Raw genomic sequence first — 25422 nt, forward strand, 5'->3', positions numbered from 1 at the left:
CCCGCGGGCCTTTTGCTTTTCGCCCCCTAGAAAATACCTTGGTAACCGCCCCCACCATATGGGTAATGACCTCTATAAGGCTGAATCCTGACATCTGGGGTGGACATTATGGGAAAAAGAGAGAGGATAACCTATCTGGAGCTGCTGAGAGGTATACTGATCATCGCGGTGGTTGCCATTCATACAACTTCGTTTTCGGTCACGAAGCTGCCGACCGGTTCATCGTTATACCCGCTGTACTATATCGTAAACGTCGGCTGTAATTTCGCCGTTCCGGGATTTCTGTTCCTGAGCGCGCTCCTGCTGTTCTATCATTACGACGGGAGGCAGCTGAGCTGGCTTTCTTTTTATAAAAAGCGGATCAAGAAAGTCGTGGTTCCGTATCTGTTCTGGTCCCTTTTTTATGCGGCCTATTATACGTACGATCACGGACTCCCGCTGGAGCAGGGCTGGCATCGATTCTGGAGCAACCTGCCGCTGGGGAACAATTACGAGCATTTGTACTTCATGATCATTATCGCGCAGTTCTACCTGCTGTTTCCGCTGTTTATGCTGCTGCAGAAAATTCCGGTGCTGAAACGCCATCCGCTCGTCTTCGGGATCGCCGTCCAGCTGGCCATCTATTTGCTGAACTATTATGTATGGCATATGGACGAAATCGGTACGTTTATCGGATCGTATATGCTGTATTTATACCTGGGGGCTTATGCTGCCAAAAAGATGAGGGAGAAGGGCGTCCGACAAGCGTTTGGCTCAGGCGCGGGCTGGATGTCGGCAGCGTTTATAGCGGCTGCAGCCGTGTATATTGGGCAGAAATGGCTGCAGACCGCCGCTCCGCACTGGGTTCCGCAGCCGTATCTATCGTACATGAACAAGCTGTCCGAAGGTTTGTATTTCTCACTGGCCTGCTTATTCCTGCTGCAGCTGGCGCGGAAATTCCGTCAAGGAAGCCCGCTGTACAAGACACTGTTTTCGCTCGGGACGTATTCCTACGGCATTTACCTGCTGCATCCATTCTTCCTGCTCCTGTGGCGGGAATATATGCAGCAGACCGGACCGTTCTCTTATCATTTGCTTGTATGGGCCGGCGGAGCGCTGTCTATCCTGCTGTCCTGGACGATCGTCAAGGCGGTCTCCCGAACGCCCCTGGCACCTTACATTGTTGGCGAATCCGCGAAATAGTCATAATTTCCCCTATTCATTTCCCAAGCGATCCTCTATTATATTACACAGGCATTGAAGGAGGACACGATGAAATGAGAAAGTGGTTTTTCATGCTCGCAGTCATCGTCATCCTGGTGCTGGTGGGCTTTAGAAGCGTACAGCATCAGATCGGCGGCTCGGGCACAAAGCATGTGAAGACAGAAACGGAACAGGAAGCCGCCAAGCAGGGCGGAGCTTCGGCGAAGCCGGAAGATGAATCCCCTTCCAAGGAAGAGAGTCTGTATTTGGACGTCAGCTCGAATCAGGTGCATCTGGGCAACCTGCTGCTGGTCAACAAGGATCATCCCGTTTCAGGGGATGCGGTAAAGAAAGATGTTGTCAATCTGTTTGATCATAAAGACCTGATGGAAGGATACAGCCTGCTGGACGCGCATATTATGCTGTCCGAGGATTTGGCACGCCATTTTATGACGATGGTGGACGCGGCCAGGAAGGACGGCGTGGATCATTTTCTCATCAGCAGCGGCTACCGAGATTTTGACAAGCAGGAGGAGCTGTATAAGGAAAAAGGCTCCGAGTATGCCCTTCCGGCCGGTGCCAGCGAGCATAATTTGGGGCTCTCCATGGATATCGGTTCCAGTCTGAAGGAGATGGATAAGGCGCCGGAAGGCAAATGGCTGAAGGAGAACGCCTGGAAGTACGGCTTTATTTTGCGGTATCCCGAAGACAAAATCAGCATTACCGGCATCCAATATGAACCGTGGCACTTCCGGTATGTCGGCCTGCCGCACAGCGCCGTGATGTATGAGAAGAATATGGCGCTGGAAGAATACCTGGACTATCTAAAGCAGCAGGGGAAGATCACGGAGACGGTAGAGGGCAAGACCTACGAGATCGCTTATTACCCGTCGGCCGATATGGAAAAAATTGATAATCCGGCTTCCGCAAACTATGAAATTTCCGGGGATAATATCGATGGGGTCATTGTTACGACCGAGAAAGAGCAGGCAGCAGAATAGGGGATGTCACAATTTGGCTGCTTGACTCTGCCGAAGGCAAAGGAGTAGGATAGTTGCATGACTATCAAACTAACGTCAAAAGACGATGAGAAGCGGGCCAAAATTTTCAAGGCGCTGTCGGAAGTGAAGCGGATCGAAATGATCCGGTATCTGGTTCGGCATCCGGAACACAAAACATGCGGTGAGGTCGGCGAATCGCTTGGGATGGACAAATCCAACGTGTCTTATCATCTCAAGATTTTGTATGAGGCCGATTTGATCCACATTTACCGGAGGGGCCAGAATAAATACGGGCAGCTTAGAGAGGATACGTTTAACGCATTTTTACCGGGTTTCCTGGACAGTCTATGATTGGGCGGGAAACCCCTCTTTATTCTTTATAATTTGAAAGTTTTAAAACTATCCTATTAATGCTGGATGGTTTTGAGGCCGTGTAGTCATCGCCTTTTGATCCAATTCTAAATGATGGAGATGTGAATATTGTATGGTACAACCATTGATGAACCGTTCGATTCTGTTACAATCGCGCCCGGTAGGTATGCCGGGACCCGAAAACTTTGAGTTCCGCGAAGGGAGCGTCCAGGAGCCGCAGGAAGGACAAGCCGTCATCCGCACACTGTATCTGTCGGTGGACCCTTATATGCGGGGGAGAATGAGCGACGCGAAGTCGTATGTGGAGCCGTTCAAGCTGAATGAGGTCATTTCCGGCGGGATCGTCGGCGAAGTGGTGGAATCGAAGTCCGGTGACCTGCAGCCAGGGGACAAGGTCATCGGCATGCTGGGCTGGAGGCTGTATAACACGGTCGATGCCGGCAGCGTCCGCAAGCTCGATCCGTCGATCGCGCCGTTGTCCGCTTACTTGAGTGTGCTGGGCCTGACCGGATTGACGGCCTATTTCGGTCTGCTGGATATCGGCAAGCCGAAGGCAGGGGAAACCGTCGTCGTCTCGGGAGCCGCCGGTTCCGTCGGCATGTTCGTGGGCCAGATCGCCAAGATTCAGGGCACCCGCGTCGTCGGCATCGCCGGTACGGATGAGAAATGCGAGTACCTGACCCGCGAGCTCGGCTTTGATGCAGCGGTGAACTATAAAGCCGACAATTTCCAAGAAGAGCTGGCAGCGGCATGTCCGAACGGGGTCGACGTGTATTTTGACAATGTCGGCGGCAGCGTATCGGATGCAGTCATGAACCTGCTGAACGACTATGCGCGGATTCCGCTGTGCGGCGCGATTTCGTCCTACAACAGCACGGAGGATGTGGGTCCGAGAATTCTGTCCAAGCTGATCAAGACCCGCTCAATGATCAAAGGTTTTGTGCTGAGCGATTATGCCTCCCGCCAAGCTGAGGGCATGCAGCAGCTGGGACAGTGGCTGGCCGAAGGCAAGCTGAAATACGAAGAAACGATCGTCGAGGGCTTTGACCATGTGGTCGACGCGTTCCTGCAGCTGTTCCAGGGTACGAATCTCGGTAAAATGTTAGTCAAAGTCAGTGATCCGCAAGCCTAAAAATGGGCGCGACGAAAAAACATCTTGATCTGGTATGCATTTCATACGTTATGATCAAGTCAGGGAACGGCCGGAGGCCGCCGGCGTTACTGCGGTTATCGCGGGCGTGACGGGGACTCTCTCGGCGCTGTTCCTTGTCTGTTATGTAAAAAAGGATTAGAGCGGTTATCGCTCTAATCCTTTTTTTGGTCTTCAACGTATGCCGCGGCTTACGCGCGGATATAGAACAAAAACTCCTGCCCGTTCCGGACGGGATCCTGTTCCAGCGTATACCCATGCTTCACGACTTCCTCCGGTACGTTGCGGAAGGAAGAAGGGCAGTCGGTAATGACCTGCAGCAGCTGGCCTTTCTTCAAGTCACGCAGCGTTTCGAGCGTGTAAATGACCGGATACGGGCAGGATTCTCCGCGGAGATCGAGCGTAAAATCAATGGACATGTTTCGTTTCCCCTTTCTTAAAGCCGATGCCAAACCGGTAGTTTTTTTGCCAGTACACGGCGATGCCAAAGCCGACCGCCAGCAAAGCCAGCGTCAGAATGATCGCACCGGCCGGACCCATTGCCGTAATAAGGTTGATCGGTTTGCCTGGCTTCACGATGGCATTGAAAATGCCGAGGTGGTCCCAGGCGTATGCCAAAGCGGTGGCTCCCGCAATGTTGCCGATGAATACAGGCAGGAATACCACCTGGCCTTCCATCAGACGGTACATCATGCCGGTTTCGCAGCCGCCGGCCATGACGATGCCGATGCCGAACAGGATGCCGCCGATCAGCGTGCTCGGCGCGGCGATCTTCGTAATCGGATCCATTCCGTTTACCAGAATAATGATCAGCGTGGCGACGGAGCTGACGGCCATTCCGACGAAGATCGCCTTCGTCATGGCTGCCCGTCCGCTGATCCAGAGATCGCGGAATGCGGACGTAAAGCAAATCTGTCCCCGTTCAATCAGAATGCCGAAGGCGGCCCCGAACAAAGCGGCCGTGCCCAGCATCGTTTTGCCTGCCGCATAGAAATAGACGATCAGAGCCGCATACGCGAGCGCCAGAACGGCACCGACGTAGGGCTGGATCTTCTTGCGGGCCGCGGAAGGCGCGGCGGCATTACCCTTCAGAAGGGTGGGCTTCCCCTTCCACCAGGAGGTATTCACCAGCTTGGTCCCGAGGTATGTACCGATTGCGGTAGCGGCAATAAAAATCCAGGAGTGAAGGGAAAACTGCGGCACGCCCGTGAAAAAGGCCGCCAGATTGCAGCCGAGGGCAAGCCGTGCCCCGAAGCCGGCGACAAAACCTCCGGCCAGCCCCTGAAGCAGCCGGCGTTTCTGCCGCGGCACCCTGATTTTGAAGCTGTTGCTGAGCAGAATCATGATCAGCGCGCCGATGAACATGCCCCAGACGATCCATCCGTCGGTCCGGGTGAACGTAGTTCCGTTCATATGGATCAGCTGAAAGTAAGCCCAGTCCGAAATATCCACGCCGCTCCATTCCAGAAGATGTCCGCCCAGACGGGTAAACTCCCCGGTGACGGCCCAGACCGTGCCGGTGATACCAAAATATACGGCGCTTAAAATACCGGCCAGCGCCATGGCCAAATAAGGGCTCCAGTAGCGGTTAAACACTTTGTCGTACACCTGCTTCATTCTCGTCCAACATTTCCTTTCCGAACAGTCCCGATGTAGGGAGCTGTTGAATTCATCATTTGGCTCTCCCAATGGTTTCCTTGCATTCCATAGGGATGCCATTCTATTCTACAACAACGGGCCGAAATGAGAAGAGGGTTTTTCGCGCCGGGCGTTGCCCATGGAGATCGGAGGAAGTTGTGGTACAATGGCTCTAGTCAAACAAAGATTGGAGATGATTTCGCCCATGAACAAGCCGCTCAAACAACAAGAGCTGATTTCATATATTGCCGAGGAAACCCAAGCCGACAGGGACAGCATTACGCTCGTCCTGAAGTATGAGGAAGCCTATATTAACAACGCCAAGGCCGATGTGAAAGGTGAGGTGGAGATCGACATGGACGATTTGGTCGATTACGTGCTGAGCCGCCGCGATATCAAGCTGGACGAGATGACCGTGGAAGCTATTCTGGAGGCGGAAATGGATTTCTTGATGGACCAGGGATTGGCCAGTTACGAGGACTAGGCAGCCGGACCAAGCAGACAGACGGAAAAAACCGCACCGAGCGTTTAAACTGCATCCTCAGTGGTAGATTGTCTCTACACTGGAGGTGCAGTTTCGTTCGGGCGGTTTTTTTGATTCGTTCTCACAAATTCGATAAAAGCACTGCGGAACCAGCCGCATTAGTGCAGCATTTTGCCGTAATCCCGGATTTTGACGTCGACGTGCACGCTGATATCCGCCTTGGAAAATATCTCTTCCCACTTCAGCTGCTTCCATACGCTGTGGGGAATCGAGTTACGGACATACTGTCCGATACCCATCGGGTCGGATTTTACCTCCTGCATGTGGTCGATCAGCTTCTGGCACTTCCGGTTAATGGTTTTTTCCAGCTCCGCTTCCAGCTTTCGCTGATCGGTCCGCTTCTTCATGTCGAGCGCTCCAATATACTCCAGCAGCGAGCCCGACAGCCTGATATGGAGGGCGACCTGAATCGGCCTGCCCTCGCGGATGTCGCGGGTCGAGAGCACCTTGATCCTCCGCTTGCTGGACAGGTACTCCAGCGTCGCCTGCTCATCCGCGTTCCGATCCGTTTGAATGCCGACGTTTAAATCGCCGGCACGGACCCCGTGATGGAGCAGGGCGAAGAACATCCGGTCATCCGCGTTGATTTTCCCGACATATTGATCGTTTTTGAACAGGGCGATGCCGTCAACAGAAAGAGACTCCTTCTCTTCCTTTAAGATCGTGGCGACCGGGTCAATGCCGTCGTCATAGTAATCTCTTGTGAATGTATATAAGGTGGTATCCGGAATTTCACCGGACTTAGCTTCGGTACGGATCAGCGTATCGAGATATTCTCCGGCGGTCGGGCCTTGGGGATAGTCGTTCCGGATCAGGATGTGATGCGGGTCGGATTCCGCCACGATAATATGCAGGCGCGAGCCGATGGACGGGTCCCGGGTCAGTGTGTCCATATTGCTCCAAACGCCTCTTCTTGCCAGCCTCTCGCCGAAAACGACCTGCCGCAGCTGCCCGTTGACCAAGCGGCGGTTGTTCTGCCGGTCAAAGATCATTTTGGCCTTCTTTCCTGATTCCGCCATGGTAGAATAGACAATCGCATCCTCGTGGTTGGACTTCGGGATGCTGACGGTTACCCTTAATTTGGTGTTTTCTCCTTCCCCGGATAAGTCATAAGCAATCGTCCGGACGAAACCCGCCCTTTCGATAATATGCTGGTCGGTGCATCCCGTGAGCAGCATAACGGCAGTCAGCGTCATCAGCAGGCGCTTGTTAATGCTCATGGCTGTTCATCCTTTCCCGAAGCTTTTGAAACAGGAGAACCAGGATCAGCAGCATAGGCAGGATAAAGGCAACGCCGATCTCCGTGAATAGCACACGCCGGAGCTGATATTCCGATTGGGACAAGTACTTGGAATAAAACCCGACGATAAATACCCCGAGCACGATCAAAAACTCGAGGCGTTTGGGGCGGGTCTTGGGAAAGATCCGCTTGATCATGGACAGGGACGCGAACGAAAACATCGTGGTCGAAATCAGATTGCCGAATACGAAAATGACAAACACCAGGTTTTCCACCCGGTTAATAAACGGCATCTCAATAAAATCCAGCATATCGATGATCGGGTACAGCAGGGACTGAAGCTGCTGGAAGCTGAAGAAGCCAAACGCCGTCAGCAGGACGATCACCTGAGCCAGTGCAGTCAGCAGATGACCGTACAGAACCCCCTTGAACAATTTGCTCTTTTTGTTGACATAAGGGAATAGAAAGATGCACAGCTCATAGCCAATAAAGGACGTATACACCTCGGCCCAATTGTGAAGAACCTGCCCCCCGGCAGGATCCTCAAAAAAATAAGACGTGAGGCGGACCAGCTTCCACTCGCGCGCCTGGTAGGATGTCAGCAATAAGGTCCACCAAGTCATAAATGCAAACACCGTGGCTGCTTTGCTGATGCTGTAAACAGGCTTGATGAGCAGGAAATACACCATAATACAGAACAGCAAAAAGATAAACGTTACATTGGATGTCTGGAACGAAATCATCTGGAAGATCAGAAAGAAGTTTTTTCCGACAAAGGAGGCGATCATGATATAAAAGACGGCCAATCCTGCATATACCGGGTAGAGAATCCATTTGGACAGGGATTTCTCCAGAATGTCGAACATGGACCGTCCCTTCCCCATGCGATAGACGACCCAATACAGCAAAATATTGCCGGTGGATACCAAGGCAAGAACGATGTATCCCACCCAGCCGTTGGTTCCCATGTTCTCCGCTACCAGCCGCGGCAGGGCGAACAGGACGATGTTGTTCTCGATCATCAAGGTCGCAATATGAAAAGCGCTTAATTTTTCGTTCACAGTCCATCACCGCCGCTATTTCCGCATTTTATTGATTTTTTTGTTGGGTGTTTTCACTATCGTCGGCCGGCTGCGCAAAGCCCAAAACGGCCCCCGGATATAAGTGTCCAGCATGTCCTTAAAGTTGATTGGGGCCAGGGGCGTGAGATAAGAGGTCCCCATATTCGTGACCCCCGCCAAATGGATCACGACCATGCCGATGGCCATTAGCAGACCAAGATTCCCCAGAATACCGGCCATGATGATCAGCCCGAACCGGATGAGACGAATCGATGCACTCATGATGTAACTCGGGATGACGAAGGAAGCGATCGCTGATGTCGCGACGGCAATGATCAGGATGTTGCTCGTAAACCCAGCCTGAACTGCAGCCTGACCGATGACAATACCGCCGACGATGCCGATGGTCTGTCCGACCTTCGTCGGCAGCCGGGCGCCGGCTTCCCGCAGCAGCTCGATCGTCGTTTCCATAAGCAGCGCTTCGAGCAGCGGGGGAAACGGGACCTTGGCCCGGGACTCCGTCAAGTTGAGCAGCATCGTGTGCGGGATCATTTCATAATGGTAGGTTGTTACAGATACGTAGAAGGCGGTAAAGGAAATCGTAATCAGGAAGCCGATCAACCGCAAAAAGCGCAGTGCGGTGCCGATCAGCCACCGCTGATAATAGTCATCCGGCGATGAGAAGAAATCGAAGAAGGCGGTCGGGCAGGTAAAGCCCGACGGACTGCCATCGACAAATCCGGCGACCCGCCCGGCGACCAGCTTGGACACGATGGCATCCGGACGCTCGGTCGTCATAAATTGCGGAAAGATGGAGTTGGGATTCTCATCGATAAACTGTATCAGCATATTGGAATCGGTAACGGCGTTATATTCAATCCTTTGGATCCGCCTGATCAGCTCGTCGACAATTTCCTGATTGGCGAGCCCTTCTATATAAGCGATGACGACGACGTTTTTGGCAACCTCCCCGACCTCCAGCTTAATGAACTTTAAATGGGAGCTCTTCAGCCTTTGGCGCAGGACACCGAGGTTCTGTCCAATATTCTCCACAAAGCCGTCATGGGGACCGGAGATGACCGTTTCGGTCTCGGATTGATCAATGCTGCGGCCGGGCGGTTTGGCGATATCGACCAAATAAGTGCTGCCTCGGAAGAAAACAGCTGCCTTGCCGTTTAGAATGCCTTTGATGCACTCTTTGCTGTCTACGACGACGACATATTGGGAACGGCTAAGGACGGTTTTGACTTGTTCTTCGTCCGCATCGGTAAAGGGCTGAATGATTTCCTGCAGCAGCTGGTCATTGCCGACGAGAAAAGCCAAATAAATAACATCCACTTTACAATGCGGGTAGGTCCGGTGGATAAAATCCATCGAATTTTCGAACTGCCGGATCGTGTGCTCCAGCGAAGGATGCTCATTTTTTTCCGGCTCTTTGACGGTTGTTTTCTCTTGTTCCCCGGCTACAAAAAAATGCTTAATTTTTGCAAATATGTCCATAAATCACACCTCGTGGGTATTCTATCCAATCGCGATGCAGTTATACGCGACCAAGTGCATGCGCCAGAGGTTGCTGTTTGATCACAGAACAGAGGGGTAGTGTATGAAGTAGGGGATAAACTTCAAAGGAGGCGGGCCGGGGATGAAAGATTACCGGGAACTATATATTCGGGGGATACTGGATATAGCGGAGGAGCATGGGCTGGATTATACGAGGGAGAAGCTGGAACCCATGACTGAAGACGAGCTGATTGCGCTCCGGGACCGGCTGAGAATGAAGTACGAGAATATCCATTTCAAGCGGTACTGTTGATGGGGTGCAGGTACGATTGTAGCGCTGAACTATTTCTCCTTTTATAAACATATTTATGGAGAAAATATCTGAAAATTGCTATAATGGAGGCATCTGAGCAGAACCGAAGGGATGTGCGATACATGAAAGCAATTGGCCTGGATATTGGGGGAACTTCCATCAAGGGCATGGTGCTCGATAGGAACGGACAGGTGCTCGACCTCGGTAAAATCGCGACCGATGCGAAGCAGGGGAATGATCGGATTATGGCCAACATGCATTCGCTTCTGCGTGAGCTGCTGGAAAGAAACGGCGATGTGACCGGCATCGGTATCGGCACCGCCGGCCGGGTCGACGTCCATGCCGGAAGGATTGTGTATGCGACCGACAATTTGCCGGGCTGGCAGGGAACGGAGCTGAAGGCGATCTTGGAGCAGGCATACGGCCGGCCGGTCTTTGTCGATAACGACGCCAACACAGCCCTCGTCGGAGAGGCTTGGCTGGGAGCGGGCAAGGGGATTCCCGATATTACCATGCTTACCCTGGGCACTGGCGTAGGCGGGGCAAATATGGTGGGCACGGAACTGTTCAGGGGGGCTGGCTGGAACGGCGGAGAATGGGGACATACCATTCTCATACCCGGGGGCCGGCCATGCAACTGCGGCCAGCGGGGCTGCGTGGAGCAATATCTGTCTGGGACGGCGCTGGTTTCCCTTGCTGCAGAGGCTGCAGGCGTATCCTATCCGTCAGGGGTTGAGGTGCTGGAGGACTTTAAGCGAGGGCTTCCGGCTGTTGTGAAGGTTGTCAACGAATACGTCGGAAATTTAGGTGTGCTGCTGCACAATATCCATATCGGCCTCAACCCCGGTGTGATCGTTATTGGCGGAGGCTTGACCGATTCACGGGAAATCTGGTGGCCGCTGCTTGATGAATGTCTCTCCAGCTTAAGTCCGGGGATCGATGTCCGCCCGGCGCAGCTCGGCAATCAGGCGGGAGCGATCGGGGCGGCCAGGCTGATTTTGAACCAGCTGGAAAGAGTATAGAAATACATAGCACGGCAGTCATTCGGGTAGAATGGCTGCTTTTTGGCGTATGGCGTTCATTTTTTTAAAAACCGGATGTATCCCCTTACACCTGTACTGCGCATGATGTAGGGGAAGGGAAGCGATTGGATAAATAGTTTGTATATTAATTATATGTTTGCAAATATTATTTACAAAAAACATCTTTGGCTGTAAAGTGAAAAGAAGAACATGCACAAGAGAAGGGACGATCCGGCCGTGAACAAGGGAGACTACGAGGATCTGTACGGACAATTTGTTTCCAGAACCAGCCGCGCGCTGAACCGGTACATGGCGGTACATTTAAAGGATGACGATATTACCCCGGAACAATGGACGGTCATTAAGCGACTCAGTGAGCAGGACGGCATTACGCAGAAGGATCTCGCATGGATTGCCGATAAAGACCAGGCAAACCTGACGAAAATTCTCGACATCCTGGAACGTAAGCATCTCGTGCGCCGCAGCCGAAATGAAGAGGACCGGCGGTCGTTCTTGATCTATATCACGGAAGAGGGCCGGCAGCTGCATCGGGAGCTGGTCGGGCGGATCAACCGGCTGTACCGGGAAGAGGTGCTCGCCGGTATTCCGGAGGCGGAGCTGGCCCTGTTCAGCGGGATTCTGAAGCGGATCAACCGGAATATCGGAGCGAGCGGTCCGTTCGTTGATGAATATGAGGCTGAGCAGTGATGAAAAGGGATAGATGAAAAGGTAGAACGTACCGCATGGAATGGGTGCGAATAAATATGGAATCTAAGAGAAAGAGATGATGCGAATTGAATACGATGCATACTTATCCGGGGGTACGGGCGGTTCACAAGGGCCCGGCTCCCGGAACCGTCCGGGACGCGTTCCGCATCCGGCGGATGCCGCTGCAGTGGTTCCGGGGGATCGGCTCGGCCGTTGCAGCAGGGGTTCCTACGCTGATCGGCGCGCTGACCGGGCATCTCGATTACGGGCTGTGCGCCTCGATCGGGGGCTTTGCTTTCCTGTACGTGGGCAGCGAAACGTACCGGCAGCGGGCGATCAAGCTTGCCTGTGTGGCCCTGGGCCTGTCGCTTACCTTTGGTCTTGGGTCGCTCTCAGCGGCAACCCCGTGGCTGATGGTGCTGCTGTTTGGCTTGATCGGTGCCCTTGCCGTATTCGGCTTTGGCGCATTTCAAATGGCCGGACCGTCGGCCATGTTCTTCATTCTGACCTTCTCGGTCGGAACGAGTCTGCCGTACGATCTTCACGCCCTGCCACTGCGAACCCTGCTCGTGCTGACCGGCGGAGCCTTTGCCTGGATGGTGGGAATGAGCGGTTGGCTGCTTCGCCCTCATGGGCCGGAGACCAAAGCGGTCGCCGGGGCTTACCGGAGCCTGGCCGCCTTTGTGGATGCGATCGGAACCGATTTGTACCCGGAGAAAAGATACCAGGCGGCCGTTCAGCTTCGAGCAGCCGACGCGGCTGTGTCCGGCGGGGAGCTGCGCTGGCGCCGGAATTACGGGCCGACGCTGCGCCTGATGGCATTGACCCGGAAGGCCAATGAGATGTTTATGGCGGCCGTCGAAATCTCGCTGGACCGCCAGGCGGCGAAGGTGCCGGAAGGGACGGCGGCGTCCCTTCTCTCGATTGCGGATCGCTTGCAGCATCCGCAGCAGGAGATGCTGCAGCCCAAGGCGGCTGCGGACATCCCGAACGGGCATGTCCGGCGCTTGTCCGGGCTGCTGAACGAGGCGGCCGCCATCTGCCTGGGGGAAGATGCAGGCCGCGGGACGGCGGAGGAAGGGACCCTTCCTCCCTCTTTTTCCCTGCGCCGTCTCTTGTCCGGCGCTCTGAATCCGCACTCGGCGCTGCTCCATACCTCGCTTCGGTACGGCATCATGATTGCCGTCGCTGCTGCGGTCGCCTACTCGCTGGATTTGAACCGGTCCTACTGGGTGCCGCTTTCTTGTACGGCGGTGATGCTCGGTACAACGGTGCTCGGCACGGCTCACCGGGCCATCCAGCGGACGGCGGGCACCGTCGTCGGGCTGTTCCTCGGCGCCTTCATCCTGTCGCTGCGGCCCGAGGGCATTTATATCGCGCTGATCATGGCTGTTCTTCAATTTATTATCGAGCTGATTTACTTGCGCAATTACGCCCTGGCCGTCATCTTCATCACGCCGAGCTCGCTGCTGATCGCGGAGAGCAGCCATCCGGATATGGCGGTAAGCTTCTTCATCTCGGCCCGGTTGACCGATATTCTGATCGGGAGCGCCATCGGCATCATCGGCATGCTCCTCCTCTGGAGACGCGCTTCTTCCAGCAAGCTGCCGCGGGCGCTTGCAGGCGTCATCCGGATGGAAGGCAAATTGCTGGAGAGCATCCTGTCCTCCTCCCCCTCTAGCAGGGTTACGGCATGGACGAACGAGCTGGAGACTGCGCTTAACCGGCTGCGCCTGCTGTATGACGGTGCACTGGCCGAGTCGGTGGGCCGGCGGAATCAGGCCAGCTCCTGGTGGCCTGCGCTGGATGCGGTGCAGCACATCGGTTACGCGCTGATCACGGCAGCCGGTAACGCCCAGAGTCATGCCGCACCGGATGAAGCGTCATCGGACTGCAGCCTGTTCTTTGAACAGATGGCCCAGGCCGCCGAGCAGCAGCTCACGCCTGAGCCGGCGAACATCCCGGCGCTCAGCTCCATCCCTGTGCTGCAGCATGAACTGGCCGGGCTTCATGAAGCGCTGCAGATCCGGGACCGCACGACGCAGTCCCCTGCCATCAAATCATCATAATCTACCCTCTTCGGTAAGCCGTATGGACACTATGTCCCGCGGTTTGCCTTTTCTTTTCTTATTTCATCTCACCTTATCTTATCTCATCTCATCTCATCTCATCTCATCTCATCTCATCTCTTCTACCTTTACCTTTAGCTTTAACCTCCAGCCCTTACCGCCACCACCAGCCGTTCTTCGACAAGTCCTCCTATAGTTGTACTGAAAAAGACTACGCTTTTCGACAAGTTATGACTTGGCCAAAATCATATCGATGAACCGCTGTGCAGGGGGAGAGGCCTCCTCCTTCCGGGTGTAGATGGAGACCGGATTCGTCATATGCACGCCGTCGATTTCCACCCGGGAAATGACGCCTGCCGCGATATGTTCGCGGGTCTCCAGCAGCGACAGAAAGGCCGCGCCGTAACCCTCCATCACGACCCGCAGCGTTTCGTTCAGACCGTTCATCTGCAGCCCGACCGGCGGGGCGGGCAGATGGCGGGCGGAGCATAGAGCGATCAGCTGCTCTCTGCCAAAACTGCCCTCCTCGCGGTAGATGAACGGCTCCTGCAGCACCTCTTCCAGGGTGACCCGGGCGCCGGCCAGAGGATGCCCCTTATGAACGATAAAGCACATTTCGTCCTCATACCAAGGGGTGCGCAGCAGAAGCGGATGGTCCAGCCGGATGCCGCCGATAAAGGCGATCTCCGCGCGGTAATGCAGCAGCAGATCGGCGGCCTGGCTGGAATTGGCGGTGCTGAGCTCGACGCCGACGCCGGGATAAGCGCGTTTGTAGCGGGCAATCCACTTGGGGAGCAGGAAGTTGGCCGGAAGATAGGTGGCCGCCAGGTGAAGCTTGCCGGCGCTGCCCGCTTTCAGCTGCTCCAGGGTCTCCTCGATATGGCCTTCCAGCTCGAACAGCCGCCGGGCTTCGGAGGCCAAATGCCTGCCGGCCTCCGTCAACATGACGCCCCGCCCCTGAGGGATCAGCAGGCGGAGGCCGATTTCGCGCTCCAGCTTTTTGATTTGGGCCGTCACGGCGGGCTGGCTGAGATGCAGAGCCTCGGCTGCGAGAGTTACGCTTCCGAGGGAAGCGGCTTGGTAAAAGAGGCGAAGCGCGTGCAGGTTCATGGGAGTTCTCCTTTACATAGGGATTAGAGATTCAGGTCAATTCATAATTGAAATTTATGTTTTATGAAAAACAATATATTAGATTTATACCGTAACAGAGCATATTCTAAGCTTAAATTACAGGCGGGTGCAACCATTTGAGGAAGCACAACGTCAAAATAGGAGGAATTTGTCAATGAGGCTGAAATGCGTGGATTGCGGCAGCCGTTGTTCCCTGGAGCCGTTTCAGGTTCGATGCGGGTGCGGCGGGCTGCTGGAAGTGGAGCAGGAGCTGGCGATGGTCGATGCCGAGCTTCTGAAGCGGCGGTTTCAGGAGCGCCTGTCCGAACGGATGGGGGTCTATGCCAGCGGCGTATGGCGGTATAAAGAATTAATTTTTCCGGAACTTCCGGACGAATATATTGTTACTAAATATGAAGGCAATACCGGAATGTACGCTCCGGAGCCGATTCGCGAAACGCTGGGAATCCGCGGGCTGTACTTCAAAGCGCAGAGCGAGAATCCGAGCGGCTCATTCAAAGATAACGGGATGACCGTGGCCGTGTCGCATGGTCGTTCTCTCGGGTACTCCGCATTTGCGTGCACCTCGACGGGCAATACCTCCTCTTCGCTCGCCATGTATGCAGCCATGGGAAGGAGCCAGGCGTATGTATTCGTCCCCAATCGGAAGGTATCCGCGAACAAGGTGCTGCAGACTCAGGCTTACGGCGCCCGGGTCCTCAGCTTTGACGGCACGTATGATGACGGAATCCGCTTCTTGGAGAAGCGGGGCGAGGAGTTGGGGTTGTACGTCTGCAACTCGGTGAACCCGCTGCGGATCGAGGGTCAGAAGAGCATCATTTATGAAATCGCCCAGACGCTCGGCTGGAGTCTGCCGGACTGGATCATCATTCCCGGCGGCGCGCTCAGCAACGTATCTGCACTTGGCAAAGGGCTGGCCGATTTGAAAAGCCTCGGGTTCATCCCGTCGGTGCCGCGGATCGCGCTGATCCAGGCGGAAGGGGCGAGTCCCTTCCACCGCATGATGGCTTCGGGAAGCCCGGTGCTGACGCCGGCACCCCGGCCGGATACGCTGGCCTCGGCACTGAACATCGGCAACCCGCCGAGCTGGAAAAAAGCGCGCAGCGTGATGGAGATGAGCAGCGGCGTAACCTGCTCCGTCACTGATGCGGAAATTCTCGCCGCCAAGGCGCAGATCGACCGGAGCGGGATCGGATGCGAGCCGGCATCGGCGGCGACACTCGCCGGATTGCAGAAGCTGGTCGCCGAGAAGACGATTACCAAGGATGAGACGGCGGTCTGCATTTTGACGGGAAACCTTCTGAAGGATACCGATGTGCTGAGGGGAAGCTTTCAGGACATTCCGGTTGACTTGTCGGGTTCGGACTGGGAGGCGCTGCTCCGGTAAACTTAAGCCGCGCCTCCTAATGCCGGCGGAGGGTGACTATGACCGCAAACATACGGGGAGCGTTTTTGGGGCATCTTTTATGGAAAGGTTCGCCTGCTCTGACGTTGCCTTCTAATATCCGTCACGGATTAATGATAACCAAGACGCTGTGGCACCCGCATGATTAGACGTTTTCCAGACACGATTACAAAGGGATAAGGGGCGCATGCTTTTTCATGATCAATAAAAGGAAATTCGTATATTTCGTCCTTGTTCCACTCCTGCTTATAGGGCTGGTTATCTCATTGACGCCGGCTTCCCTGTTCCATGAGGCCGCGACGGCTCAGGTGGATGCTCCCGTTAGGACGGGGGGCACAGCGGGAACGCAGGGCAAGCAAGCGCAGGGCATGCACACACAGAGCAAGTATTACGACGTCGTCGTCATCGGCAGTGAAATACAGGGGGTGCTGCTGGCCCGGGAAGCGCAAAAGCAGGGGCTCAGCGTTCTGATTCTCGATCCGCGGAGCAAGCCGGGCGGCGAGCTGATTCAGGGGCAGATGATCTTTCTGGACGAGCCGCATGACGCCAAGAAGCGGAGCCTGGTCCAGGGCGAGATCAAAGCCTTGTTTGACGGCTACAACAGCGGGAAGATCCGGAAGGCAGCCGATTTTAACCGGTACTATAACCGGCTGATCAAGGGAATTCCGGTCCAAAGCGGAATCACGGTCAAGTCCGTCACGGCTGCGGCTTCCGGCGGCAGCAAAAAGCTGCTGAAATCCTTGACGTACCGGGATCCTCAAGGCAGCGTCGTTACGGTAGAGGCGGGCTATTGGGTGGAAAATACGGACTTTAATGCCCTGACCGGCAAGCTGAATGCGAAGCGGATTCCCGGGATGGAGCGCATTTCAAAGGTCGGCCATCCCGACTACATGGCGGCCACGATGATGCTGAAGTTCAAGCATGTGAACTGGAGCAAGCTCCACCAGGCCGTGCTGGACGACTACCCGTTGACCAACGTCCGGGATAAGTACGGCGGAAATACGTATGTCGATTGGGATTTTGCCACCGGGTTCAGCAACATAACGCTCAAATACAAGCCGCGCGATCCGCAGCTGCTGCTGAGAGGAATGAACACCTCTTACCAGAAGGGCGGCGAAGCCATTATGAACTCCCTTCTGATCTTCGACGTCAATCCATCCGATCCGAAGTCGGTGCAGTCCGCCCTGGATAAAGCAAAGGCAGAGGCTCCGTACATCCTGCAATTTTTGAGGAAGAACATCCCGGGATTCGACAGGGCCGAGCTGAACGGCTTTCCGGATTATTTGTATATCCGCGACTATAACCGGTTCGAAACGGATTATATTTTGACCTTCTCGGACGTCATGAACAGCCGGATGTTCTGGGATAACGTCAGCATTGGCGGCTATGCTTTGGATCTGCAGGGAACCCGGACGGTGCCGAAGGGCATCCATCTCGGTCAGCCGGACCGCTATGGCATTCCGCTGCGCTCTTTTGAGCTGAAGGGCTATGACAACGTCCTGGTGACCGGCAAAAATATCGGGGCGTCCATCGAAGCCTACGGCAGTGCGCGTATCATGCCGAACACCGCCCTGGCGGCGCAGACCATCGGCATTATTTTGGGCAGGGAGCTGAAGCAGGGCAAGCGCCTGCACGACCTGAACCAGGAAGACTTCAAACGGATTCATCAGTACTTGAAAAAGGAATACCATATTAAAGTAGCCGGATAAGGAACGCGTTAAGAGATTTATGCGCTGTCCCACGTTCCGGGCGTTCTAGTACCATTCAACCGTTACCAGCTGCGGTAATATGGATCTGGATCATCAGTGTGTCAGAAAAGGCAGGGAGCTAAAGCTCTCTGCCTTTTTGCGTCATTCGTGAAGGGCATCCCTTCAGGAACCGGTGCGCTTGAAGAACAACAGCTTTTATCGGCTGCCTTTGGTAGGTGCGGTAGAGTCGCCTGCAGGGGAGATGCAAAACCAGAGGCGGCGGATTGCCTTTTTCGCGCATTTACAGCGGATGATGGATCTGCTAGAATAGCGGTAAATTAATTGTCAACCAAAATAACGATAATTTGGTTGACAATTAACGAGTAGCAAATAGACCAATGTAACGACTTAACGAATACCGAAAATATAACAGTTCGAAGGGATGATAACCTATGCAGAAGGACATGGTTCTGGGAAGCCCGGTACGGCAGGACTGGCAGGCATTGGCCGACAAGGCGCTGAATGGGCAGCGGCTTACCATGGAAGAAGGACTGGCAGTTTTAAGCGCACCGAACGATGAGATTCTGGGACTGATGCAGGCTGCTTTTACGGTAAGAAAGCATTACTACGGCCTGAAGGTGAAGCTCAACATGATCTTAAACGCCAAGAGCGGGCTGTGTCCCGAGGACTGCGGCTACTGCTCCCAATCCATCGTATCTACGGCGCCGATCGAGAAGTACAGCCTGTTGGATAAAGAGACGGTGCTTGCCGGAGCCCGGGAGGCTCTTGCGCGTAAAGCGGGTACATACTGCATCGTGGCCTCCGGCCGGGGCCCGACGCCGAGGGAACTGGATCAAGTAGTGGAGGCGGTTCAGGAAATCCGGGAGACGATGCCGCTTAAAATTTGTGCCTGCCTTGGGCTGCTAAAGGATGGGCAGGCCGAGAAACTGGCTGAGGCAGGGGTGCATCGGTATAACCACAATCTCAACACAAGCCAAGCAAATTATAGCCGCATTACCACAACGCACACCTATGACGACCGGGTGGACACAGTGCAGAAGGCCAAAGCCTCCGGCATGTCCCCCTGCTCCGGGGTCATTATCGGCATGGGCGAAAGTGACGAGGATATCGTCGGCATGGCCTACGCCTTGCGGGAACTGGACGCCGATTCGATCCCGGTTAACTTTTTGAACGCGATTCCGGGGACGCCTTTGGAGCAGGCCGGACGTACGCCCGCGCTGAAGGCGCTGAAGGTGCTGGCTTTGTTCCGCCTCGTGTGCCCTTCCAAGGAAATTCGCGTGGCCGGCGGCCGCGAGCTGAACCTCCGTTCCCTGCAGCCGCTCGCACTCTACGCAGCCAACTCGGTGTTCGTGGGCGACTACTTGACGACTGAAGGGCAGGACGTGCTTGCGGACCATGCGATGATCGAGGATCTCGGCTTTGAGATCGAAGAGCGGGCGGTCTAGCTGAGGATGCGGAGCCGCAGGGGAGGGCTACGGGCAGGTGCTGATATTTATCTATTCGAGGTGGTATTTCGCTGAGGCAGAAATGCCGCCCTACTGAGGGCATTTTGATACTTACGTCGACCGACCGCAACCGTCTAAAATGAACGTATGTTTCGACAATTTCCCGCATAGGATGAAAAGCCGGAAAAACGACATTTGCCAGCAGGCGATGCAGCCGCTATAATAAACTCATTAATCTATCAGTAAACGGGTGTTTATTTATGCAAATTCTCAAAGATGACGTCCGCCAAAGTATTTTGAACGCCGCACTGGCCGAATTCAAGCAGCACGACTACGCCGATGCCTCCATGCGCCGCATTTCCGCCTCCGCCGGCATGACCACCGGGAATATCTACCGTTATTTTAAAAATAAAGAGGAGCTGTTCGAAGCGCTGGTCGGGCCGGTCTATGAGCGATGCATCGCCAACATCCTGGTCATTAAGGAGGAAGTGGACCGGAACTTCGCCAAAGGGACGGAGGCGAGCGACTGCCTGCAGATGGTCGAGAGCATTATTCTTGATCTGTTCGAGGAATCCAGCGCCGAGCTGATGATTTTACTCAACCGCAGCACCGGTTCCAAATACGCCGGCGTGAAGGCAAGTATATGCGCTTTGGTCGTATCGATTCTGGAGAGCATGATCCGCTTCGGTAAGGATGAGACCGGCGAGCTGACGCTGGAAGAGAAACAGACGGCCCAGATGCTGGGCGGAACCGTGGTGGAAGGCGTATGTCTGATTCTGCGTGATCATGAAGACGGGGAAACGGTCAAACGGCTGGTGAACCAGCTGGTGTATCTGTACTACTTTGGCACCGATCATTGGAATAAGAAAAAGGGATGAATCCAAGGGATTCCCTTTTTTTCGCTCAAAAATGAACGCTTGTTTACTAAGGAAGTTGAAGGAGGAATATCAACAACATGCGGCAAATCATCAAGTGGCGCTGGGCGATTCTGGTGTTATGGCTGGTGGCGACGGTCCTGCTGACCGTGTTCCAGCCCGACGTGAATGCCATTCTCCAGCAAAGAGGCCAGGATCCCCTCGCCGAAGACAGCCCTTCCAAGGTTGCGGGGGCGCTGCTCAATAAAATGACCGGCCAGAGCGGGACCAGCGACATCGTGGTGTTCCACGAAGAAAACAAGCTGACCGATGAGGATATGAAGAGCATCGAGAGCGGCGTGATGAACATGAAGGCGAAGCAGTCCGAGCTTGGCATCACCGAAGTCCTGGACCCGTTCTCGATGCCTGAAGCCAAATCTCAGCTGATTTCGGAGGACGGCACGACCGTGATGGTCAGCTTCAGCCTGGACAAGAACGGGCGGGATATGGAAGAAATCACGGATCAGTTCAATCAGGCGCTGAAGGATGTCAAAGCGACATACTACCTGAGCGGCGAGGATTTTATCCAGAACGACTACATCAAGGCGTCCACGGCAGGGGTGGAGAAAAGCGCGGCGCTGACCGTTATTTTTATTCTCGTCGTGCTCATCGTCATGTTCCGTTCCGTCGTGATCCCGTTCGTGTCACTCCTTGCCGTAGGCATATCCTACCTCTGTTCGATGGGGATTGCGGCGCAGATCATCGATAAAATGAACTTCCCGGTCACCAGTGTGACCCAGATGCTGCTGGTACTCATCCTGTTCGGCATCGGGACGGACTATAACATTCTGCTGTTCAACCGTTTTAAAGAGGAGTTGTCGCATGGCAAATCCGTCGATGAAGCCATCGTCGCTTCCTACAGAACGGCGGGTAAAACGATCGTATACAGCATTCTTACCGTCTTTATTGCCTTTGCAGGACTCAGCTTCTCGGACTTCGGCATCTATAAATCGGCCAACGTGGTTGCGATCGGCACGGTGATCTTGGTGCTTGAAATTCTGACGCTGACACCGTTCCTGATGAAGACGCTCGGACCGAAGCTGTTCTGGCCGTCGAAAAAGGTGGCGGGCCACAAGGAAAGCACCTTCTGGGCGAAGCTGACGGCAGTTTCCGTTAAGCATCCGGTCATCGTGACGGTCATCATCGTCATTCTGATGATTCCGGTGCTGCTGACCAGCGGCCAGAAGCTGTCGTTCGACCAGCTGAAGGAGCTGGGGGACGGCTATCCGTCGACCAAGGGCTTCAGCATCGTCGCTGATCATTTCAGCCGCGGCCAGGCGCTGCCGACGACTGTCGTCATCGAAGACGACAAGACGATGGACAATAACGACACGCTTGGGGTTATCGACAAGCTGACCGAGAAGTTAAAAGGCATCGACGGGGTCAAGTCGGTATCAAGCGTGACCCAGCCGCAGTCGGAGCCTGTGGAGGACTTCTATATCAGCAGCCAGACGGAAACGGTGACGGACGGTATTTCGGCGTCCAAAAAAGGTGTGGACCAGATCAAGGACGGCCTGGACCAGATCGGAGATAAGCTGACGACGCCTGACTTCTCCAGCGCCAATCAGCTGGTGTCGGGTACGGGACAGGTCAAGCAGGGCTACGATCAAATTACGGACGCGATCTCGCAGGTGTCCGGCGGCATCCAGCAGGGAGCAAGCGGCGCATCGGAGCTCAGCAAGGGCATCGCGAAGCTCGAAGCCGGTATGAACACCGTCAGCACCAATACGTCCAAAATCAACCAAGGCCTCACCGAGCTGTCCAAAGGATATGCGTCGCTCGCAGGCGGTTATGAGCAGGTATCCGGACAGATTCCGCAAATTCAGCAGGGGCTTGCCGGCATGAATACGCTGATCGGCAATCTGGGTGAGAGCCACAGTGAGCTGGCCGAGGATCCAAACTATATCCAGCTGAAGCAGACCGGCGAAGGACTCGTTACCGGTTTGGCGCAGCTTGACGGCGGTCTCAAGGAACTGAATGCGAATTATGCCAAGCTGAACGCATCCTTCGCTCAGGCTTCCGGCGGCTTAGGCCAAATTGCCGCGGCGCAGAAGCAAATGGCTGCCGGCATGGCAGCACTGGAGCAAGGGGCTGACCAGTTGGCCAAGGGATTGCGCCAAGGCAGCAGCGGCAGTCAGGAAATCGCCGCAAACATGAAGAAGCTGAATGCTGCGCTGGGCAGCGTCCAAAGCGGGCAGCAACAGCTGCTGAGCGGACTATCCAGCCTCTCGGGCGGCATGTCCCAGCTGAAGGAAGGCATCGACCAGAGCGGCAACGGACTGGGCGACATCTCTGAAGGTCTCGGCAAGACCAATGACTTCCTGACCCAGCTGAACAGCTCGAAAACCTTCTTTATTCCACGCGAAGCGCTGGAAAATGAAGATTTCCAGCAGGCAGTGGATGCCTTTATGTCCAAGGACCGCAAGATTACGAAGCTGATCGTCATCCTCAACGACGATCCGTATTCCCCGGCGGCCATGGACACGATCGAGAAAATCAACAGCGAGGTTTCCGGCACGCTGAAGGGAACCGTGCTTGGCGATGCCAAGTTCGGAGCTGCGGGACCTAGCTCAACGACGTATGATACGAATGAGGCCCAGATCAAATCCTTCAACAGCACGGCGATTATCGTCATCGTCAGCGTGTTCGTCGTTCTGCTGTTCGTGATCCGTTCCTTCTGGCCATCGGTCTTTATCGTATTGTCACTTGTCGCTTCCTACTACGTGGCGATGAGTGCCTCGAAGTTCGTAACGACCTATATCATCGGAGCGGAAGGGGTATCTTCCTTCGTGCCGTTCTTCTCCTTCATCGTCATCGTCGCGGTGGGCGTGGATTACAGCATCTTCCTGATGGAGCGCTACAAGGAAAACGGGGAGCTGTCTCCGGGAGAAGGGATTGTCAAGGCAGCCCGCAGCGTCGGCGGTGTCATTATTTCCGCCATGGTTATTCTGGGCGGAACGTTCGCAACGCTGATGCCTTCGGGGCTCGTGCTCTTGATCGAGCTGGCTGCGGCCGTGATCGTCGGTCTCGTCGTGCTCTGCTTCATCCTGCTGCCGATGCTGGTACCGGCCTTGATCGTGCTGCCGGAAACCTTGTCGCGCGGGCGGTCCCGCAAGCAGCAGATGGCCCATGTCAGCGGAAAGGACTCCACGCTGGATTCCTAATACTCGTAAACGTATGAACGCATGGTGCACAGGTCAAACAAGAACAATATTCTGTACACAGCAAAAAGACCGGAAGAGGCTGCAGCCCTCTTCCGGTCTTTATTTATATCAAGGCTTCACGCGGCGCGTTGTCCCGGGGGTGGGGCGGGACCGCATTAAGCCAGTGTTTTCAGCGCATCAGGCGTGAACGGAGCAAGCTCATCGAAGCGGCCTTCACGCACTTTGGTGGCCCAAGCCGGGTCTCCAAGCAATGCACGGCCTACGGCAACCAGGTCGAATTCACCGTTCTCCAGGCGCTCCAGGAGATCGTCGATATCCTTGCTGCCTGCACCTTTGCCTTCGGCAAACAGGCTCGTGAATGCTTCGTCGAGTCCGACGGAACCGACAGTAATGGCCGGTTTGCCCGTCAGCTTCTTGGCCCAGCCGGCGAAGTTCAGGTCGGATCCTTCATACTCCGGCTCCCAGAAACGGCGGGTCGAGCAGTGGAACACGTCGACGCCCGCGACTGACAAGGCGCCTAGCAGCTTCCCAAGGTCTTCCGGAGTTGGGGCGAGCCTTGCGTCGTATTGGTTTGTCTTCCATTGGGAGAGGCGCAGCACGACAGGGAAATCCGGTCCTACGGCACGGCGGACGGCTTCCACGACTTCAATCGCAAAGCGTGCGCGCTTCATCATATCGCCGCCGTAGCGGTCCGTGCGGCGGTTCGTTTGTTCCCACAGGAACTGGTCGATCAAATAACCGTGGGCGCCATGGATTTCCACTCCGTCAAACCCGATTCGTTTGGCATTGGCAGCCGCATCGGCATAAGCCTGGATCACGTAGGCGATTTCTTCTTCGGTCATTGGTTCGGAAACCTTATTGCCGTTCAGATCAAGGCCCGAAGGACCAATCGGCATCGCTTCCGGATTCGGCTCGGCGCCGACCGGACGGGTCATGCCGATATGCCAGATTTGCGGCATGATCTTGCCTCCGGCTTCATGAACTTGCTTAACCACTTCGGCCCATCCGTTCAGGGCATCTTCACCGAAAAATCTCGGAATGTTCGGGCTGTCAGTAGACGCCGGGTGATTGATTACCGTACCTTCGGTAATGATGAGGCCGACGTTGTTCTCGGCACGGCGGCGGTAATAGGCTGCTACGTCCGGGCCCGGTACTCCGTTCGGGGAGAATCCGCGGGTCATGGGCGCCATGACGATGCGGGTGGGCAGCGTCAAGTTGCCAATGGTAAACGGTTCGAATAGAGCTGCGGTGGAACGGGTATGCTGTGTATTGCTGTTCATGTATCGGTTTCCTCCAATATGTGAGATTTATATCTTTATACATTTACATAAAAATAGATATATATGATGAAAAGAAAGAGCGTTTAAGCCAAAAAGTCCAGATGTGTACCATATGTCATTTTAGCCTAAAGCTCATTCTTGAGTTGTTCGATAAAACGATTGATACCCTCCTCATTCCGTCTATAGTAGGTCCACTGGCCGGCCCGGCGGGATTCCAGCAAACCAGCCTTTTGCAATTTCACCAGGTAGCCTGAAACAACCGACTGTGCAAGCCCTGTCTTCTGCGAAATGCTTCCGACGCAAATGCCGCCTTTGAAATTACAGGATGCCGGCATATGCTCCTGAGGATCAAAGTGCTCCTCCGGATGCTTCAGCCATTCGAGAATTTTAAACCGGGTCTCGTTTGATAGTGCTTTAATGGTTAATAAGGTATCCATGGATCTTATTATATCTATTTTTATAGAAATGTAAATATAGTTTGGCAAAAAAGTTTGAAATCCGGAAAACGCCCCTGCAGAACGGCTTTTAACGAATGTACCGCAAATGTCCAGGTTAACATTCCCGTTTGGGTGGA

General features: G+C 54.7%; 22 protein-coding genes. 14 read left to right on the top strand and 8 right to left on the bottom strand.

Features of this window, described 5'->3' with window-relative positions:
• Positions 1-108: 108 nt before the first annotated feature.
• From MKY74_RS04975 to MKY74_RS04990, 4 genes are all read left to right on the top strand, one after another.
• Positions 109-1182: an acyltransferase gene (locus MKY74_RS04975; protein WP_076172104.1), complete on the top strand. Its 1074-nt coding sequence runs from the start codon at positions 109-111 to the stop codon at positions 1180-1182.
• A 74-nt stretch (positions 1183-1256) separates the two neighbouring features.
• On the top strand, positions 1257-2183 hold the full coding sequence (locus tag MKY74_RS04980; RefSeq protein ID WP_076172101.1) for a M15 family metallopeptidase: 927 nt from the start codon (positions 1257-1259) through the stop codon (positions 2181-2183).
• Between the two features lie 57 nt (positions 2184-2240).
• Positions 2241-2534 carry an ArsR/SmtB family transcription factor gene (locus tag MKY74_RS04985; RefSeq protein WP_076172099.1) on the top strand — a complete coding sequence of 98 codons (294 nt, stop codon included), beginning with the start codon at positions 2241-2243 and terminating at the stop codon, positions 2532-2534.
• Between the two features lie 133 nt (positions 2535-2667).
• Positions 2668-3687 carry an NADP-dependent oxidoreductase gene (locus MKY74_RS04990; protein ID WP_244169302.1) on the top strand — a complete coding sequence of 340 codons (1020 nt, stop codon included), beginning with the start codon at positions 2668-2670 and terminating at the stop codon, positions 3685-3687.
• Positions 3688-3896: 209 nt separating this feature from the next.
• Here the strand turns inward: MKY74_RS04990 and yedF are convergent, their stop codons facing one another.
• Together yedF and yedE are read right to left on the bottom strand one after the other, a co-directional pair.
• Positions 3897-4124, bottom strand: a complete 228-nt coding sequence (gene yedF, locus MKY74_RS04995; RefSeq protein ID WP_076172096.1) for a sulfurtransferase-like selenium metabolism protein YedF — start codon at positions 4122-4124, stop codon at positions 3897-3899.
• Positions 4114-5322 (bottom strand): selenium metabolism membrane protein YedE/FdhT, encoded by a 1209-nt coding sequence (gene yedE / locus MKY74_RS05000; RefSeq protein ID WP_076172093.1) that lies wholly within the window; start codon positions 5320-5322, stop codon positions 4114-4116. Before yedE ends, yedF begins: the two co-directional genes overlap by 11 nt.
• A gap of 187 nt (positions 5323-5509) precedes the next feature.
• On the opposite strand from yedE, the gene MKY74_RS05005 reads away from it, so the two are divergent.
• Positions 5510-5827, top strand: a complete 318-nt coding sequence (locus MKY74_RS05005; RefSeq protein WP_432206613.1) for a hypothetical protein — start codon at positions 5510-5512, stop codon at positions 5825-5827.
• Positions 5828-5985: 158 nt separating this feature from the next.
• On the opposite strand, the gene MKY74_RS05010 is transcribed toward MKY74_RS05005, so the two are convergent.
• From MKY74_RS05010 to MKY74_RS05020, 3 genes are read right to left on the bottom strand one after another with little or no spacing between them, the layout of a single operon-like run.
• Positions 5986-7107 (bottom strand): Ger(x)C family spore germination protein, encoded by a 1122-nt coding sequence (locus MKY74_RS05010; protein ID WP_076172088.1) that lies wholly within the window; start codon positions 7105-7107, stop codon positions 5986-5988.
• Complete coding sequence (locus MKY74_RS05015) at positions 7097-8188, bottom strand: GerAB/ArcD/ProY family transporter (protein WP_076172086.1); 1092 nt, start codon at positions 8186-8188, stop codon at positions 7097-7099. Before MKY74_RS05015 ends, MKY74_RS05010 begins: the two co-directional genes overlap by 11 nt.
• A 15-nt stretch (positions 8189-8203) precedes the next feature.
• Positions 8204-9688, bottom strand: a complete 1485-nt coding sequence (locus MKY74_RS05020; protein WP_084203960.1) for a spore germination protein — start codon at positions 9686-9688, stop codon at positions 8204-8206.
• 142 nt (positions 9689-9830) lie between these two features.
• On the opposite strand from MKY74_RS05020, the gene MKY74_RS05025 reads away from it, so the two are divergent.
• From MKY74_RS05025 to MKY74_RS05040, 4 genes are all read left to right on the top strand, one after another.
• Positions 9831-10001 carry a hypothetical protein gene (locus MKY74_RS05025; RefSeq protein ID WP_163882017.1) on the top strand — a complete coding sequence of 57 codons (171 nt, stop codon included), beginning with the start codon at positions 9831-9833 and terminating at the stop codon, positions 9999-10001.
• Positions 10002-10123: 122 nt separating this feature from the next.
• Positions 10124-11023 (top strand): ROK family protein, encoded by a 900-nt coding sequence (locus MKY74_RS05030; RefSeq protein ID WP_076172084.1) that lies wholly within the window; start codon positions 10124-10126, stop codon positions 11021-11023.
• A gap of 210 nt (positions 11024-11233) precedes the next feature.
• Positions 11234-11731 (top strand): MarR family winged helix-turn-helix transcriptional regulator, encoded by a 498-nt coding sequence (locus tag MKY74_RS05035; protein ID WP_076172081.1) that lies wholly within the window; start codon positions 11234-11236, stop codon positions 11729-11731.
• 95 nt (positions 11732-11826) lie between these two features.
• Positions 11827-13800, top strand: a complete 1974-nt coding sequence (locus MKY74_RS05040) for an FUSC family protein (RefSeq protein WP_076172548.1) — start codon at positions 11827-11829, stop codon at positions 13798-13800.
• 228 nt (positions 13801-14028) lie between these two features.
• Here MKY74_RS05040 and MKY74_RS05045 read toward each other — a convergent pair whose 3' ends face one another.
• On the bottom strand, positions 14029-14910 hold the full coding sequence (locus MKY74_RS05045) for a LysR family transcriptional regulator (RefSeq protein WP_076172079.1): 882 nt from the start codon (positions 14908-14910) through the stop codon (positions 14029-14031).
• Positions 14911-15085: 175 nt separating this feature from the next.
• On the opposite strand from MKY74_RS05045, the gene thrC reads away from it, so the two are divergent.
• The 5 genes from thrC to MKY74_RS05070 all read left to right on the top strand — a co-directional run bounded on the left by thrC (position 15086) and on the right by MKY74_RS05070 (position 23568).
• Complete coding sequence (gene thrC / locus MKY74_RS05050) at positions 15086-16318, top strand: threonine synthase (RefSeq protein ID WP_076172076.1); 1233 nt, start codon at positions 15086-15088, stop codon at positions 16316-16318.
• Positions 16319-16533: 215 nt separating this feature from the next.
• Positions 16534-18045: an FAD-dependent oxidoreductase gene (locus MKY74_RS05055; protein WP_076172073.1), complete on the top strand. Its 1512-nt coding sequence runs from the start codon at positions 16534-16536 to the stop codon at positions 18043-18045.
• Between the two features lie 431 nt (positions 18046-18476).
• On the top strand, positions 18477-19490 hold the full coding sequence (gene bioB / locus MKY74_RS05060) for a biotin synthase BioB (protein ID WP_244169301.1): 1014 nt from the start codon (positions 18477-18479) through the stop codon (positions 19488-19490).
• 260 nt (positions 19491-19750) lie between these two features.
• The gene (locus tag MKY74_RS05065) at positions 19751-20368 is read left to right on the top strand and encodes a TetR/AcrR family transcriptional regulator (RefSeq protein WP_076172070.1); all 618 of its coding nucleotides are present in this window, start codon (positions 19751-19753) and stop codon (positions 20366-20368) included.
• Between the two features lie 77 nt (positions 20369-20445).
• Entirely contained in the window at positions 20446-23568 is a 3123-nt protein-coding gene (locus tag MKY74_RS05070) for an MMPL family transporter (protein ID WP_076172067.1), read from the top strand.
• Positions 23569-23723: 155 nt separating this feature from the next.
• Here MKY74_RS05070 and MKY74_RS05075 read toward each other — a convergent pair whose 3' ends face one another.
• Together MKY74_RS05075 and MKY74_RS05080 are read right to left on the bottom strand one after the other, a co-directional pair.
• A complete protein-coding gene (locus MKY74_RS05075; RefSeq protein WP_076172065.1) occupies positions 23724-24848 on the bottom strand; it encodes an NADH:flavin oxidoreductase in 1125 nt (374 codons plus the stop codon).
• A 125-nt stretch (positions 24849-24973) separates the two neighbouring features.
• Positions 24974-25285 carry an ArsR/SmtB family transcription factor gene (locus MKY74_RS05080; protein WP_076172062.1) on the bottom strand — a complete coding sequence of 104 codons (312 nt, stop codon included), beginning with the start codon at positions 25283-25285 and terminating at the stop codon, positions 24974-24976.
• Positions 25286-25422: the final 137 nt, after the last annotated feature.

This window comes from Paenibacillus sp. FSL R5-0378, assembly GCF_038009285.1.
Classification (GTDB): Bacteria; Bacillota; Bacilli; order Paenibacillales; family Paenibacillaceae; genus Paenibacillus_AQ; species Paenibacillus_AQ favisporus.

Bases quoted from the DNA above. Each gene is read 5' to 3' on its own strand.
- MKY74_RS05010 (WP_076172088.1), bottom strand. From the start codon at position 7,107: ATGAGCATTAACAAGCGCCTGCTGATGACGCTGACTGCCGTTATGCTG.
- MKY74_RS05035 (WP_076172081.1), top strand. From the start codon at position 11,234: ATGCACAAGAGAAGGGACGATCCGGCCGTGAACAAGGGAGACTACGAG.
- MKY74_RS05025 (WP_163882017.1), top strand. From the start codon at position 9,831: ATGAAAGATTACCGGGAACTATATATTCGGGGGATACTGGATATAGCG.
- thrC (WP_076172076.1), top strand. From the start codon at position 15,086: ATGAGGCTGAAATGCGTGGATTGCGGCAGCCGTTGTTCCCTGGAGCCG.
- MKY74_RS04985 (WP_076172099.1), top strand. From the start codon at position 2,241: ATGACTATCAAACTAACGTCAAAAGACGATGAGAAGCGGGCCAAAATT.
- MKY74_RS05055 (WP_076172073.1), top strand. From the start codon at position 16,534: ATGATCAATAAAAGGAAATTCGTATATTTCGTCCTTGTTCCACTCCTG.
- MKY74_RS05020 (WP_084203960.1), bottom strand. From the start codon at position 9,688: ATGGACATATTTGCAAAAATTAAGCATTTTTTTGTAGCCGGGGAACAA.
- MKY74_RS05075 (WP_076172065.1), bottom strand. From the start codon at position 24,848: ATGAACAGCAATACACAGCATACCCGTTCCACCGCAGCTCTATTCGAA.
- MKY74_RS04990 (WP_244169302.1), top strand. From the start codon at position 2,668: ATGGTACAACCATTGATGAACCGTTCGATTCTGTTACAATCGCGCCCG.
- MKY74_RS05065 (WP_076172070.1), top strand. From the start codon at position 19,751: ATGCAAATTCTCAAAGATGACGTCCGCCAAAGTATTTTGAACGCCGCA.
- MKY74_RS04975 (WP_076172104.1), top strand. From the start codon at position 109: ATGGGAAAAAGAGAGAGGATAACCTATCTGGAGCTGCTGAGAGGTATA.
- yedE (WP_076172093.1), bottom strand. From the start codon at position 5,322: ATGAAGCAGGTGTACGACAAAGTGTTTAACCGCTACTGGAGCCCTTAT.
- MKY74_RS05070 (WP_076172067.1), top strand. From the start codon at position 20,446: ATGCGGCAAATCATCAAGTGGCGCTGGGCGATTCTGGTGTTATGGCTG.
- MKY74_RS05045 (WP_076172079.1), bottom strand. From the start codon at position 14,910: ATGAACCTGCACGCGCTTCGCCTCTTTTACCAAGCCGCTTCCCTCGGA.
- MKY74_RS05005 (WP_432206613.1), top strand. From the start codon at position 5,510: ATGGCTCTAGTCAAACAAAGATTGGAGATGATTTCGCCCATGAACAAG.
- bioB (WP_244169301.1), top strand. From the start codon at position 18,477: ATGCAGAAGGACATGGTTCTGGGAAGCCCGGTACGGCAGGACTGGCAG.
- yedF (WP_076172096.1), bottom strand. From the start codon at position 4,124: ATGTCCATTGATTTTACGCTCGATCTCCGCGGAGAATCCTGCCCGTAT.
- MKY74_RS05030 (WP_076172084.1), top strand. From the start codon at position 10,124: ATGAAAGCAATTGGCCTGGATATTGGGGGAACTTCCATCAAGGGCATG.
- MKY74_RS05080 (WP_076172062.1), bottom strand. From the start codon at position 25,285: ATGGATACCTTATTAACCATTAAAGCACTATCAAACGAGACCCGGTTT.
- MKY74_RS04980 (WP_076172101.1), top strand. From the start codon at position 1,257: ATGAGAAAGTGGTTTTTCATGCTCGCAGTCATCGTCATCCTGGTGCTG.
- MKY74_RS05040 (WP_076172548.1), top strand. From the start codon at position 11,827: ATGCATACTTATCCGGGGGTACGGGCGGTTCACAAGGGCCCGGCTCCC.